This window comes from Duganella sp. BJB1802 (assembly GCF_013369445.1).
Lineage (GTDB): Bacteria > Pseudomonadota > Gammaproteobacteria > Burkholderiales > Burkholderiaceae_D > Rugamonas > Rugamonas vulcania_A.
The window spans coordinates 184,320-197,946 of the sequence record NZ_JABWEF010000016.1 but is presented as its reverse complement, the minus strand read 5'-3'; the positions used below and the strand labels follow the sequence as shown (position 1 = coordinate 197,946).

General features: G+C 62.3%; 15 protein-coding genes and 1 pseudogene. 12 read left to right on the top strand and 4 right to left on the bottom strand.

Annotated elements, in window-relative coordinates; all coding sequences use genetic code 11:
- The 8 genes and pseudogenes from HUX88_RS23670 to HUX88_RS23635 form a co-directional block, all read left to right on the top strand.
- Window positions 1–491 (top strand): annotated as a pseudogene (locus HUX88_RS23670) (POTRA domain-containing protein); the annotation flags it as partial.
- A gap of 199 nt (window positions 492–690) precedes the next feature.
- The gene (locus HUX88_RS23665) at window positions 691–1,035 is read left to right on the top strand and encodes a hypothetical protein (protein ID WP_217916420.1); all 345 of its coding nucleotides are present in this window, start codon (window positions 691–693) and stop codon (window positions 1,033–1,035) included.
- A complete protein-coding gene (locus HUX88_RS23660) occupies window positions 1,035–1,508 on the top strand; it encodes a lytic transglycosylase (protein WP_176363344.1) in 474 nt (157 codons plus the stop codon). Before HUX88_RS23665 ends, HUX88_RS23660 begins: the two co-directional genes overlap by 1 nt.
- A 116-nt stretch (window positions 1,509–1,624) precedes the next feature.
- Window positions 1,625–2,029 (top strand): hypothetical protein, encoded by a 405-nt coding sequence (locus tag HUX88_RS23655; RefSeq protein WP_176363343.1) that lies wholly within the window; start codon window positions 1,625–1,627, stop codon window positions 2,027–2,029.
- Between the two features lie 66 nt (window positions 2,030–2,095).
- Entirely contained in the window at window positions 2,096–2,947 is an 852-nt protein-coding gene (locus tag HUX88_RS23650) for an aldo/keto reductase (RefSeq protein ID WP_176363342.1), read from the top strand.
- 8 nt (window positions 2,948–2,955) lie between these two features.
- The gene (locus tag HUX88_RS23645; protein WP_176363341.1) at window positions 2,956–3,687 is read left to right on the top strand and encodes a hypothetical protein; all 732 of its coding nucleotides are present in this window, start codon (window positions 2,956–2,958) and stop codon (window positions 3,685–3,687) included.
- Window positions 3,688–3,741: 54 nt separating this feature from the next.
- Window positions 3,742–4,815, top strand: a complete 1,074-nt coding sequence (locus tag HUX88_RS23640) for a DUF4272 domain-containing protein (RefSeq protein ID WP_176363340.1) — start codon at window positions 3,742–3,744, stop codon at window positions 4,813–4,815.
- A 46-nt stretch (window positions 4,816–4,861) separates the two neighbouring features.
- Window positions 4,862–5,317 (top strand): YbaK/EbsC family protein, encoded by a 456-nt coding sequence (locus HUX88_RS23635; RefSeq protein WP_117010320.1) that lies wholly within the window; start codon window positions 4,862–4,864, stop codon window positions 5,315–5,317.
- Between the two features lie 15 nt (window positions 5,318–5,332).
- Here HUX88_RS23635 and HUX88_RS23630 read toward each other — a convergent pair whose 3' ends face one another.
- Both HUX88_RS23630 and HUX88_RS23625 read right to left on the bottom strand, forming a co-directional pair.
- Complete coding sequence (locus HUX88_RS23630; RefSeq protein ID WP_176363339.1) at window positions 5,333–5,965, bottom strand: pyridoxamine 5'-phosphate oxidase family protein; 633 nt, start codon at window positions 5,963–5,965, stop codon at window positions 5,333–5,335.
- A gap of 25 nt (window positions 5,966–5,990) precedes the next feature.
- On the bottom strand, window positions 5,991–6,536 hold the full coding sequence (locus HUX88_RS23625; protein WP_176363338.1) for a carboxymuconolactone decarboxylase family protein: 546 nt from the start codon (window positions 6,534–6,536) through the stop codon (window positions 5,991–5,993).
- Window positions 6,537–6,654: 118 nt separating this feature from the next.
- On the opposite strand from HUX88_RS23625, the gene HUX88_RS23620 reads away from it, so the two are divergent.
- The 3 genes from HUX88_RS23620 (at window position 6,655) to HUX88_RS23610 (ending at window position 10,531) form a co-directional block, all read left to right on the top strand.
- On the top strand, window positions 6,655–7,554 hold the full coding sequence (locus HUX88_RS23620; RefSeq protein ID WP_176363337.1) for a LysR family transcriptional regulator: 900 nt from the start codon (window positions 6,655–6,657) through the stop codon (window positions 7,552–7,554).
- A 181-nt stretch (window positions 7,555–7,735) separates the two neighbouring features.
- On the top strand, window positions 7,736–9,094 hold the full coding sequence (locus HUX88_RS23615; RefSeq protein WP_176363336.1) for a nucleobase:cation symporter-2 family protein: 1,359 nt from the start codon (window positions 7,736–7,738) through the stop codon (window positions 9,092–9,094).
- A gap of 75 nt (window positions 9,095–9,169) precedes the next feature.
- Window positions 9,170–10,531 (top strand): 8-oxoguanine deaminase, encoded by a 1,362-nt coding sequence (locus HUX88_RS23610; protein WP_117010325.1) that lies wholly within the window; start codon window positions 9,170–9,172, stop codon window positions 10,529–10,531.
- 7 nt (window positions 10,532–10,538) lie between these two features.
- Here the strand turns inward: HUX88_RS23610 and HUX88_RS23605 are convergent, their stop codons facing one another.
- A complete protein-coding gene (locus HUX88_RS23605) occupies window positions 10,539–11,225 on the bottom strand; it encodes a GntR family transcriptional regulator (RefSeq protein WP_161088724.1) in 687 nt (228 codons plus the stop codon).
- Window positions 11,226–11,453: 228 nt separating this feature from the next.
- On the opposite strand from HUX88_RS23605, the gene HUX88_RS23600 reads away from it, so the two are divergent.
- Entirely contained in the window at window positions 11,454–13,298 is a 1,845-nt protein-coding gene (locus HUX88_RS23600) for a carbohydrate-binding module family 20 domain-containing protein (RefSeq protein ID WP_176363335.1), read from the top strand.
- Here HUX88_RS23600 and HUX88_RS23595 read toward each other — a convergent pair.
- Window positions 13,295–13,624: a DUF2288 domain-containing protein gene (locus HUX88_RS23595; protein WP_117010328.1), complete on the bottom strand. Its 330-nt coding sequence runs from the start codon at window positions 13,622–13,624 to the stop codon at window positions 13,295–13,297. The genes HUX88_RS23600 and HUX88_RS23595 overlap by 4 nt on opposite strands.
- Window positions 13,625–13,627 lie beyond the last annotated feature (3 nt).

Here is a 13,627-nt window from a genome sequence, read left to right as displayed (position 1 = left end):
CCGCCCCGGCGGCGACGGTCCCCGGGGCGCTGGACGCGGCGGCCGACGCCATCGGCCGCTGCCTGGGCAGCGGCGGCGTCAATGCCGTGATCGGCAAGGTGCAGAATGCGCTGATCGCGGCCGGCTACGTCACCACCCGCGTGGTGGCCGCGCCGCAGGACTTGCGTGGCGGCGACCTGCAACTGGTGCTGGTGCCGGGGCGCATCCGCGCCATCCGTTTCGCCGAACCGGCCGCCGGCGCCAGCAACGACCGCGCCTCGTGGCGCACCGCGCTGCCGGCCCGGCCCGGCGACCTGCTCAACCTGCGCGACATCGAGCAGGCGCTGGAGAACTTCAAGCGCGTGCCGACCGCCGAGGCCGACATCGAGATCGTCCCCGGCGAGCAGCCCGGCGACAGCGACCTGCTGATCAAGTGGCGCCAGGCGCTGCCGGTGCGTCTGAGCCTGTCCGCCGACGACAGCGGCAGCGACTCCACCGGCAAGTACCAGGGACCGAGGTGGAGAATAACTACCTGAATCAGCATGGCGTTGGCTTCAGGAGTTCGGAGCAACGAATACTGGAAGCGGCAGTAGCGGCTTGCGGAAATGGTAGTGGTGATGCTGCAGCTTGTCAGACTAGGAATAAGCTGATCGAGCGGTCGCAGCAGCGCAATGCGTCGATGATGCAGCCGCAGCTGAGATATTGAGTGTATTGAAGAAGGTGTGGGTTTTTTTCAGTAAAACTGCTCCTGTTGTTGTCGATGCGGGCGAGGCAAACAGTGCGGAAGCTATTGTCACAAGAGTAAGCAGTAAGCCGGAGTGGCTAAAGCGTCTTGATGAGGGGAACGCATTTAATGCCGAGCGTGCCAGCGAATATCCTTACAATGAAGTGTATATAAACAACCCTAAGGGAGCAGGATATACTCGGCTTGATTCATATAATCCTATATCAGGTGAAATTGTTTCTCGAAAATTTACTCAGTTTTCCGAACCAATCCTCGATGCCGCGCATCGCGCAGGCGTTGTAATTCGAGACATAAAGGGTAAAATTTACTAATGAATAGCTCTATTTCTTTTTGTAAATCGTGGTTTCGTGCCAAAAAGAAGCCTACAGAAATGTGGTCCGAAGATCAGGCTAGAGCAGCCCACTTCAGCAAAGAGACCTATACAGTTCTCGTTGGCTCTATAGACAGGCCAAATTGTTTTATTGACATTGCGAGCGGTGTGATTGGAGTGGGCTTTCTTGACGAGTTTTTGCGTGAATCACTAACCTATACATTCCAAGAGGTTGAGTCAGGAAAGTTATTTTTAACGATGGCGACATACCGTGAATTTGAAGGCGACACAGACAAAGTCGTAGGCGGCAGCTCTTATATGTTTGAGCAAGATGGTTCGGTCAAGATCAGACGTGAGCGCTTTAGTCCATATAGTCTTGAAACGGCCACATCAACGGTGGATGTTAGTTCCAATTATTCTTCGACGCCGGAGTTTGCTCATTACGATGAACTAATTCGAGTTGAGAGAAGCTGAAATTAGCTAAGCCGCGTTGATGTTTCGGCCACTAGCTGCTGTCAACCGCTACAAGGGGGGGCAGCGACGTTAGCGTCTCTTGCGAACATAAATTTTAGAAAGCAAAAAACACCAAAATGAAAAAAATCAAATACCTTATCCCGGCAATCGCCGCCTGCATGATCCAAACCGCCCACGCCAGTGAGCCGGCGCAGTGCCAGACGCAGACCGCCGAAAAGACGGTTTTCGAAATGTGCCTGCTCCCCGGCGCGGCGTTTCAGCATGACTTGTACACGCTGAAGGCGGACAAGGTCTTGATCGCCGCCCTGGTAGATGACTACGCCGAGTCGGTGCAACTGGAGCACAAATTGCTCGATGGGCCGACCATCGAATTCCCTTTGTCACGCCAAGGCGGTAACACGGTCAGTATCGTCGGCGGCTGCGTCCCCGAAAGTAAGGACCAGATCGAAGTCGCGCGTGTTTGTAACTTCCGCTGGGGCAAAGTTCAAATCATCACGGACGTTCGCTTCGAATTCAAATAAGCCCGTGCATTTGCCTAAAAAGCATGGTTGGGGATACCATACATTTTTTTAACGGCGGGCGCCGCGATGAAGACTGTGAAGTTCCCTTCGGGATCGACCGTACCTGCGCTGGGCCAGGGCACGTGGAACATGGGCGAGGAAGCCGCGCGCAAGCGCGATGAAGTCCGCGCCTTGCAACTGGGCCTGGACCTCGGCATGACGCTGATCGACACCGCCGAAATGTACGGCGAGGGCGGCGCCGAGGAGGTGGTGGGCGAGGCGATCGCCGGCCGCCGCGACGAGGTCTACCTGGTCAGCAAAGTCTATCCGCACAATGCCAGCTTCGAAGGCACGCAAGCCGCGTGCGAGCGCAGCCTGCGCCGGTTGAAGGTCGATTGCCTCGACCTCTACCTGCTGCACTGGCAGGGCCACTTCGCGCTGGACGAAACCATCGACGGCTTCGAGGCGCTCAAGAAAGCCGGAAAGATCAAGGACTACGGCGTCAGCAACTTCGACCTCGAAAGCATGCAGGACGCCGTCGGCTGCGGCGCCATCGCCACCGATCAGGTACTGTACAACCTGTGCAAGCGCGGTATCGAGTTCGATCTGCTGCCGTGGTGCCGCCAGCAGGGCATACCGCTGATGGCCTACTCGCCGCTGGAGTCGCACGGCCGCGAACAGGCCGCGCTGCTGGACAATCCCGGCCTGCATGCTGTCGCCCACGCCCACGCCCACGCCCACGGCGTCACGCCGGCGCAGATCGCGCTGGCCTGGGTGCTGCATCAGGACGGCGTGATCGCCATCCCCAAGGCCACCGATCCCGTGCACGTGCGCGCCAACCGCGCCGCCGCCGATATCAAACTTTCCCCGCAAGATCTGGCCGCGCTGGATCAAGCATTCCCGCCACCCCGTCGGAGCCGCGCGCTCGACATGCGTTAAAAGGACCTATGAAACACGAACTGCTTTGTTTAAGCATGCTGCTGGCTTGTGCCGGCGCCTGCGCACAGGAAGTCCCTGCGGCCGATGCTGAGGCGCCGCAAGTGGTGGAAGTGGGCGGTGTGAAGAACCCTGAGCTGAAATCCTACAAGGTCATGCTGAAAGGCGTGGACGCATTCGAGGAGCACCGCAAGTATGCGCCCGCCGCGCCGATGAAATTCAAGCTGGTGTCAACCATGCCCGGTGGATCGGTGGATGGCGTTACGCTGCGCATCGCTGGCGACAATACGTCGGAAAACGTTCCTGTCGCTGCGGATGGCACCTTCGTCCTGCCGCGCATCCAGGCCGCGATCGACGACAAGGCGGACCTGGTCACGAACAAGAAGAAAAGCCTGGTGCGCTGGCGCGGCGACATCCATACGCCCGGCGTTCCCTCCAATGCGCGCCGCCTCGGCGATTTGCGCATGGAGTGCGAGATCGCTTGGGCTGTCAACAAGGACGAACTGTCTTTCCTGATCCGTAACGGGCTCGCGCTGGCCGGCGGTGTTTGCCATATCAAGAGTGTACAGCTGAGTTATCAGGCGCCACTGAACGCGACCGGCGTGACGCTGGTCTCCGGAGATCGACGTCAAACGTTGCCGTTCATCGCAAAGAAGAAAAACGTGTTCGCGCCCCCTCTGGCCGACACCAGCTGGGACGACGAGTCGCTGATCGAATATGAATTCGCGACGGCGTCCATGTAAGACCATGCGGTGGCCTCTGCTACACTGCTGGACAGTCAAACTGTCCAGCAAATCATGCTAAACCGAATCAAGCAACTGTTCTCCGCCAAAGACACCAGTCACCACATCCTGATCAACGCCTACTGCACGGTCGCCGAGGTTCCCAAGCCCGGCTTCCCGCACGTACTCAACGCACGGCGCGACCTGTCCGATCCCGAACTGCCGCCCCACCTCAACGGCTTCATGAACTATCTGGCCCAGGCCGGAGCGGGCCAGATGACGCAGGTGCGGTATCACGTGATCCGCCATGTGCAGCGCGTGCGCCAGCATGTCAGCCTGTCCGTCGAGGAGGATGCGATGGACAGCTTCGTCGCCTGGGCGCAGGCGGCAAACGCCATCGTCTTCATGGCCGACGGCAGCGTGCGCGATCCGCAAGGGCGCGTGCTGCTGTCCACATCCGGCGACGATGGCGATCCGCAGGCGGTGGTTCCATATCCACCGCAGGCCTGGCAGCGCAAGGCGCGCTCCGACGAGCTGCTGGCCGCCCGCAAGATCGCCGTGCCGGCCACGCTGCCGCCGCTGGTCTCCGAGCCGGAACTGCGCTTGCGCACGCCGGAGGATGTGCTGCGCCGGATGCTGGCGTTGTTCGTGGTCGCGATCCGCGCCGAGTCGCTGACGGGCGGCCGCGCCATCGCCGTCGACGATCTGAAAAAACGCTTCCCACCCGCCTTCGCCGGCCTGACCGACGCGGAGCGCGCCTTCCTCGCGCAGGAGACGCCCACGGAGCATGAGACCACCCAGTTCCTGTGGCGTTATGAAGCCATCCTCGTGCTGCAATGGGCGCTTGGTCTGCAAGAGGCGCTGCCGTTTGCCGACGCGATCGGCGACGTGGCGGCCATATCGCGCACCGTCATCGAACGCGGTACCGAAGGCCTGCGCAAGCAATTGGCCATGCGTCCGGCGGTGGAGATACTGGATGCGCTGGATCTGCACTACCGCCAGCACTGGGCCACGCGCCAGGCGATCTTGAAGAAAACCGCCGCTCCCGCAACGCTGAACGACGGCGTGCTGCAGGAACGCCACCATGCGCTGAACTGGCTGGTGCATTTCGAAGACCGCGATTGGGACGACGTCGACACGCCGACCTGACCTGCTGCTACACTGCTGGCTGATAAAAACCGTCCAGCATAAGTCTATGAGCCTGCAATCCGTTCGTGAATTCTTCCTTGCCCGTGATCTTGATCTCCCTATCGTAGAACTGGAGGTCAGCACCGCCACGGTGGCGCTGGCGGCCGAGGCGCACGGCGTGGAACCGGGCCGCATCGCCAAGACGCTGGCCTTCCGCGTCGCCGAAGGGCGCGTGATTTTGCTGGTGGCCAGCGGCGTGGCGCGCATCGACAACCGCAAATTCAAGGAAGCCTTCGGCAAAGGGAAGATGCTGCCGCCGGACGAAGTGGCGGAAGCCACCGGCCATCCAGTCGGCGGCGTTTGTCCGTTCGGCCTTGCGCAGGCGCTCCCGGTCTATCTCGATCATTCACTGAGCAACTTCGATGAGGTGCTGCCGGCCGCCGGTTCCACCAACAGCATGGTGAGGATCACGCCAGCGCTGCTGGCGACCGTCACGCAAGGGCAGTGGGTGGACGTCTGCTGACCGCTGCGCCAGAGTTTACGACGCAGGCGGATCGGCCTTCGTCGCGGTGAGCACCGCCAACTGCTCCTGCAGGCGCCGGATCTGCGCATACAGAGGTGCCGTCATGGCGCCAATTTCCTGCTCGGTATATCGCGGCGTGATGTGCTGCGGGCAGTTCCAGTCGAAGCCCTCCACGGTGATGACGAAGGCCCGTTCGATGCGGCCGGCGTAGCCCGGCATGCGCAACCGCTCCATCAACGCCGGGTCCTCCGCCGCTTCAACGGTGCGCGCGCGGCCGATGATCTTCAGCCGCACCTGCTCCGCATAGTCGACCAATATCATCGAGATGCGGTCGTCCGTTTTAAGATTGCCCACGCTGAGATACTGCAGGTTGCCGCGGAAGTCCGCGAAGGCCAGCGTCTTCGCATCGAGCGCGCGCAGGAAGCCCGCCGGTCCTCCGCGATGCTGCACGTACGGCCATCCGTTCTGGTTGACGGTGGCCTGGAAAAAATGATCCCGCTCTTCGATGAAGGCGATCTCCCGTTTCCCCAGGCTGTCTTGCCGGTCCTCCATCCGATCGAGGAACCCATATCTGGCGCGGCTTCCCATGTTCTCCTGAACCTCGCGCACCGCAGGCGTGAAGGTGATGTCGGAATATGCACGTCCCATGATGGGCTCCCCGGTTTGGTTGGAATCAGGCTGTGATTTTCAGTTCGACTTTCGGGAAGTCGATCTCGACGCGGCTGGCCTTGGCCAGGATATTGGTCAGGAAGTTCATGGCGACGTGGGTGATGATCTCCACGATGTCCGATTCGCTGTAGCCAGCGTTGCGGATCTCCGCCAGTTCGACGGCGCTGACTTCGCCTTTTTTCTCCATCAGGCTTTGCGCGAATTTCACCGCCACTGCGGCTTGCGCGTCGGCGCTGGTGCCGCTGCGGGCGGCGCTCATCTCGTCGCCGCTCAGGCCTGTCTTGCGGCCGATGGCGGTGTGCGCGGACACGCAATATTCGCAGCTGTTCTGCTGCGCCACCGCCAGGGCGATGCGTTCGCGGGTCAGGGCATTCAGCGAGCCGTCGTTGGCCACGCCGTGCAGGCCGAGGAAGGCGCGCAGCGCGACCGGCGAATTGGCGAACACCTTCAGGAAGTTGGGCACCATGCCCAGTTGGCCCTGGATGGCGTCCAGCAGGGCTTTTTGTTCGGCGTTGGCGGTGGCGGTTTCGATGGTGGCGATACGGGTCATGGTGTTGCTCCTTTGGGTTGTGGGTTGTTTGTTCAGCGAACACTTGCAGTTTCATCGATAAGCGCGATAATGAGAATCCGTTAAATATGCAATGAACTATTTCTAAATTGGGAATAATATGGACAAGCTCTCCGCCATGGCGATCTTCGTGGCCGTCGTCGACGAAGGCGGGTTTGCCGCCGCCGCCCGCAAGCTGAAGATATCGCCGCCGGTGGTCACGCGCGCCGTCACGGAGCTGGAGGAGGGCATGGGCGTGCGCCTGCTGTTGCGCACCACGCGCGTGGTGCGACTGACCGAAACCGGCGCGCGCTATGCTGCGGACTGCCGCCGCATCCTGGCCGATGTGGTGGAAACCGAGACCTCCGCCGCAGGCGCTCACGGTGCGCCGCGCGGGCGTTTGGTGATCACGGCATCGGTGATGTTCGGCGCGATGTACGTCACGCCCATCGTCACCGAGTACCTGCGGCGCTATCCGGAAACCGACGTCGAATGCCGCTTTCTCGACCGCGTGGTCAACATGATGGACGAAGGCGTGGACGCGGCGATCCGCATCGGCGTGCTGCCCGATTCCAGCTATCAGGCGGTCGGCGTGGGGCAGGTGAGGCAGGTGCTGTGCGCGTCGCCGCAGTACCTGGCCGCGCGCGGCACGCCATCCACGCCGCAGGAGCTGTCCGGCCATGACCTGATCGCGGCGACCGCCGTCACGGCCACCAACGAATGGCGCTTCGAATGCGACGGCAAGACGCAGACGGTGAAGGTCCATCCCCGCATGAGCAGCACCAGCAACGACGCCGCCTTGCGCGCCGCGCTGTCCGGCTTCGGCATGACCCGTGTGCTGTCCTACATGGCCGCGCCGTATCTCACCGACGGCCGCCTGGTCTCCGTCTTGAGCGCCTACGAACCCGCGCCGGTGCCGGTCAGCGTGGTGCACCACGAAGGGCGCCACTCGTCCCGCAAACTGCGCGCCTTCCTCGACCTGGCCATCGCCACGCTGCGCGGGGACGCCGCGCTTCGATAAAAAATTGTATACAAAATTCGTTGACAATGTATCCGGCGAGGCGCAATATCGTCGTCAATAAACGCGTCGGTCACGAGCTGTTGCGTTGCTAAGCATCCTTTCTACGCACGGTTAAGGGCAGCCCGTGCGGGTTGTAGTTGCAAAGTAACGCCCATAAAAAAAGACAGACGGAGACGCGTTTATGAATCACTTGTTATTTCAGGTCGAGGATCGGCCACCCCTATTCACAACCGTATTGCTGGCGGCGCAACACATGCTCGCCGCGTTGGGCGGCATCATCGCCGTGCCGCTGGTGGTGGGCGCGGCGCTCAAGCTGCCGGCCGACCAGATCATCACCCTGATCAACGCCGCCTTGCTCGGCTCTGGCATCGTCACCATGGTGCAGTGTAAAGGCATAGGGCCAGTCGGAATAAGGCTTCCTTGCGTGATGGGCACCAGCTTCGCCTTCGTCGGCGCGGCCATCAGCATAGGCCTGGAACACGGCGTGCCGGCGATACTCGGCTCGTCGCTGGCCGCTTCGGTGGTGATGATTGTCGGCAGCTGCTTCATGCCGAAGATCCGCAAGCTGTTCCCTCATGCGGTGACCGGCGTGGTGGTGACGATGATCGGCCTGTCGCTGGTGCCGGTCGCGGTGGACTGGGCGGCGGGCGGCCATGCGCCGGGTGCGGTCTACGGCTCGCCGCTCAATCTTGGCATCGCCGCCTTCGTGCTGGTCACGGTCATCATGCTGGTCCAATTCGGCAAGGGGATTGTATCCGCCGCAGCGGTGGTGATCGGCATGTTCATCGGCTACCTGTTGTGCGTTTCGATGGGCATGATCGATTTCTCCCAGGTGCGGAACGCGCAGGTGTTCGCGCTGCCGCGGCCGCTCCACTACGGCATGACCTTCCCGGTGGCCGGCGTGGTCGCGATGGCGATCGCCTACCTCGTCACGATGGTGGAAACCACCGGCACCTTCATGGCGCTGGGCGCCGCCACCGACACCAAGATGCGCGGCAAGACGCTGGCGCGCGGCATCCTGTGCGATGGCGTCGGTTCGGCCTTCGCCGCGCTGCTGTCCAGCCCTCCGGTATCGACCTTCGCGCAGAATGTGGGCGTGGTGTCGCTGACTGGTGTGGCGAGCCGCCACGTGGTTGCGCTGACCGGCGTGATGCTGTTCCTGGCGGGCCTGTTCCCGGTCTTGGGCGCGGTGGTCGTGACGATACCGCAGCCCGTGCTGGGCGGCGCGGGGCTGATGATGTTCGCGATGATCATCTCGGCCGGCGTGCAGTTGTTGAGCCATGTCGAACACACCAAGCGCAATGGCATCATCATGGCGGTGGCCATCGGCTGCGGCCTGGCGGTGACGGTGCGGCCGGAGTTGTTGTCCAAGCTGCCCGCCTTCGTCAAGGAAGTCTTCGGCTCCGGTATCACGGTCGGTGCGCTGGTGGCGGTGGCCCTGAACCTGGTGCTGCCCGAGCGTCCGCTGGAACTGAACGACGACGATGAGGAAGAGGACGTCCCGCAGGCTTTCCTGACCTCCGAGCGTGAAGCAGCTTAAAATACGCCTGATATCAACCCTACTGTTTCCGCAGTGCCCGCGCATTGTTTCCGCAGTGTTTAGCCCTTATAGAAAATGACTAAAACTCTACTGATCAAAAATGCGCGCGTGCTGGTGACGATGGATGACGAGCGCCGTGAAATTGCCGGCGGCGCCGTCTACATCCGGGACAACGTGATCGAGCAAGTCGGCCGCAGCGCCGATCTGCCGCAGCAGGCCGACGAAATCATCGACGCCGCCAACCATGTGGTGATGCCCGGCCTGGTCAACACCCACCACCACATGTACCAGAGCCTGACGCGCGTGATCCCCGCCGCGCAGAACGGTGAACTGTTTAACTGGCTGACCAACCTGTATCCAATCTGGGCCAACCTGACGCCCGAGATGGTTAACGTGTCGACGCTGGCGGCGATGTCGGAGCTGATCCTGTCTGGCTGCACCACCAGCAGCGACCATCTGTACATCTATCCCAATGGCTGCAAGCTCGATGACAGCATCGAGGCGGCCGGCAAGATCGGCATGCGCTTCCATGCCGCGCGCGGTTCGATGAGCGTGGGTCAGTCCAAGGGCGGCCTGCCGCCGGACCGCGTGGTGGAAGAGGAGGGAGCCATCCTCAAGGACACGCAGCGCCTGATCGAAAGCTATCACGACGCCGGCCGCTACGCGATGCAGCGCATCGTGGTGGCGCCTTGCTCGCCGTTTTCAGTGTCGCGCGATTTGATGAAGGAAGCGGCGGCGCTGGCCCGCAACTTCGGCGTCTCCCTGCACACGCACCTGGCCGAGAATGCGAACGACATCGCCTACAGCCGCGAAAAATTCAACATGACGCCGGCCGAATACGCCGAAGACTGCGGCTGGGTGGGGCGCGACGTCTGGCACGCGCACTGTGTACAGTTGGACGACGACGGCATCTACATGTTCGGCCGCACCGGCACCGGGATCGCGCACTGTCCTTGTTCGAACATGCGCCTGGCCTCCGGCATCGCGCCGATCCGCAAGATGCTCGACAGCGGCGTTCCGGTCGGCCTGGGCGTGGACGGCTGCGCCTCCAACGATTCGGGCCACATGATGGGCGAGGTGCGGCAGGCGATGCTGCTGCAGCGCGTTGGCTTCGGCCCGGATGCGATGACGGCGCGGCAGGCGCTGGAAATGGCCACGCTGGGCGGCGCCAAGGTGCTGAACCGCGACGACATCGGCGCGCTCAAGCCGGGCATGGCGGCGGACATCGTGATGTTCAAGCTCGATACGATAGGCTTCGCCGGCGCACTGCACGATCCGGTCGCGGCGCTGGTGTTCTGCACGCCGCCGAATGTCTCGCACAGCATCATCAACGGCAAGGTGGTGGTGCGCGACGGCGTGCTGTGTACCATCGACCTGCCGGTGGTGATCGAACGCCACAACGCGCTGGCGCATCAATTGGCGCAAGCCGCGCGCTGAAGTCTGGCTACATCAGCAGCGCGGAGACCAGGTCGCGCTTGGCCGGGCTGGCGTTGATGTCGAAGTTTAGCGCCGCCTCTACATGGCTCAGGTGGTGCAGCATCAGCTCCGCCGCCTTGTCCGCGTCGCCCGAGCGGGCCGCCGCCAGGAAGGCCGCGTGTTCATCGGACGAGCAGGCGGCATCGCGCTCCGATTGATACAGCATAGTGATCAGCGAGCTACGGCCCACCAGCTCGCGCACGATCTCCTTCAATACCTGATTGCCCACCACGTCCGCCAGCAGCACGTGGAAATCGCCCAGCAGCTGCTGGCGCATCTTGGACGGCACCTGCGACAGCGTGCTGCGCTCCTCCTTCAAATGCTTCTCCAGCTTCCGGTAGTCGGCCGGCTTGGCCTTGGCGGTGAACTCCCGCGCCAGCGCGGCCTCGATGATGCGGCGCGTGGCGAAGATCTCGCGCGACTCCTGTTCGCTGGGCTGGCTCACCATGGCGCCCTTGTCGGGGACCATGTTAATCAGCTTGTCCTTCGACAGTATCAGCAGCGCCGCGCGGATCTTGGTGCGGCTGACCGAGTACAGGCGGCACAGCGCTTCCTCGCGCAGCTTGGTCCCCGGCGGCAGCTTGCGCGCCGCGATGGCCTCGGCGAGATGGGTGGCAATGTCGTTGGCGCTTTCGGCAGGCTGGGTGATGGACATGAAGTGGCTTTGAATTCTGTAGTGTCGTTTTTTCGTCCCATGATACCGCAGTATTGCAGAGGTAATCGCATTACATCTGTGTCGGGAGATGCGGCTGTGGAAGCGGTTCCTATGGGGGATTGTGAAAAATTGAATCGTATTTCGCTTGTTGTTTACTGTAGTTCTGCTACATTTTATCTGGGCTGCAGTATTTCCCAAAATACAAATAAAACGACACGGAGACGAAAAATGAAGAAAACCCTATTGGCCGCCGGCCTGCTGGGGGCTTGCGCCCTGGCACCCGCCCACGCCGCGTTCAACCCCGCCGACACCTCGGTGCAGATGTTCCGCTGGAAGTGGAACGACATCGCCAAGGAGTGCGTCAACTGGCTCGGGCCGCAGGGCTTTGGCGCGGTGCAGGTATCGCCGCCGCAGGCCTCGGCCAGCCTGGGCGCGTGGTGGGACGTGTATCAGCCGGTGAACTTCGCCTCACTGAAGAGCAACATGGGCACCGAGGCCGAGTTCCAGTCCATGATCAGCGCCTGCCACACCGCCAAGGTGCGCGTGTATGCGGACGTGGTGGTCAACCACCTGGCCGCCGGTTCGGGCACCGCGACCGATGGCTCGACGTGGAACTCGTCCACGCTGGCCTATCCGTTTTTCAGCTCCAGCGATTTTCATCCTGCCTGCGACATCGCCGGCGGCGATTACGGCTCACCGGGCAACCGCTACAACGTGATGTTCTGCCGCCTGAGCGGCCTGCCGGACCTGAAGACCGACGGCGCCTATGTGCAGGGGCAGGTCCAGACCTACCTGACCAAATTGATCAACATGGGTGTGGACGGCGTGCGCTTCGACGCGGCCAAGCATATGCAGCCGAGCGACCTGCAGGCGATCATGGGCGGCGTCACGCACACCACCAAGGCCGGCGAGGCGCTGTGGATCACGCAGGAGGTGATCCCGGACAGTAACGTGGTGCGCTCGGACTACTACAGCGTCGGCACGCTGAACGAATTCCAGTACACCTTCGCGCTCAAGGCGATGTTCCGCAACGAGAACGGAGCCAGCCTGTCGCAGGTGCGCGCCATCATGGGCACGCCGGGCAACTGGGGTGGCACCTGGGGCTTCGTGCCGAGCGAGAAGGCGACCGTCTTCGTCAACAACTGGGACACGGAGCGCAACGGCAGCTCCCTGGTGGCCAGCAACTACGTCTCCGGCACCACCAACGACACGCAGGGCACCAAGCGCTACGACCTGGCGAACATCTTCATGCTGGCCTGGCCCTACGGTTCGGCCCAGCTGCACTCGGGCTTCCGCTTTACCAATTACGACCAGGCCCCGCCGAGTGCCAGCCCGTTCGACGCCAGCGGCAACCCGCTGATCAACCAGCAGTGGGACTTTATCCATCGCTGGGGCGACATCTCCAACATGGTCGCCTTCCGCGCGGCGACGTCGGGGCAGGGCGTGGACTACTTCACCAACGGCACCGCCAACCAGATCGCATTCGGGCGCGGCGCCAAGGGCTTCGTCGCGATCAACAACGAGTACGCGGCCTGGAACGCCTCGCTGCAAACGCTGCTGCCTGCGGGGACTTACTGCAACGTGGTGCACGGCCAGTTGAATGCCGCCGGCACGGGCTGCACCAGCGACAGCGTCACCGTCGGCGGCAATGGTGTGATCAGCGTGAGCATCCCGGCCAATGGCGGCGCGACCGTGCCTGCGGTGGCGCTGCACATCAACCAGAAGGTGGGTGGCGGCGGTGGTACCTGCACCACGGTGCCTGTGACCTTCCGCGTGGCGAATGCGAATACAGTGGTGGGGCAGAACGTGTACGTGGTGGGTAATCGTGCGGAGCTGGGCAACTGGACACCGGGTGCGAGCGATCAGCTCAACATCGAAGGCAGCGGCGCCAACGTGCCGTGGTCGCGCACCTTCCAGCTGCCGCCGTCGACGGCGATCCAATACAAGTTCATGAAGTACGGCGTGAGCACCGTGTGGGAGAGTAACCAGTCCACCGCCAGCGGCAATCGCGAGGCGACCACGCCGGCTTGCGGCGGCTCGGTCACGCTCGACGCGGGCAGCTTCCAGTTTTAATGCACGCTGGCTGGAACAGCCTTTTCCTGCTGGACGAGGATGAAGGGGCTGACAACCACCGCCCATAGTTCGGCGCTGGTCTCCAGCCAGGTTGCCGCCTGCTCGTCGCTGACTTTGGCGAGCAGGCCGGCGTTCATCCACTGGGCGATGTTGGCCTTGTCGTCGTGCGAGATACGCACGGCCACGTCGACCAGGTCCAGCGAATTGGCGACCCACACCACATTGCCGGCGGCGAAATGCTTGAGCAGTTCGGTCCATGGCAGGCGCGCGGTCTCGCGGTTCACTTTGAGGCGCAGGTCGGTGTCGTTTTCAGGTTTGGTTTGCATGAT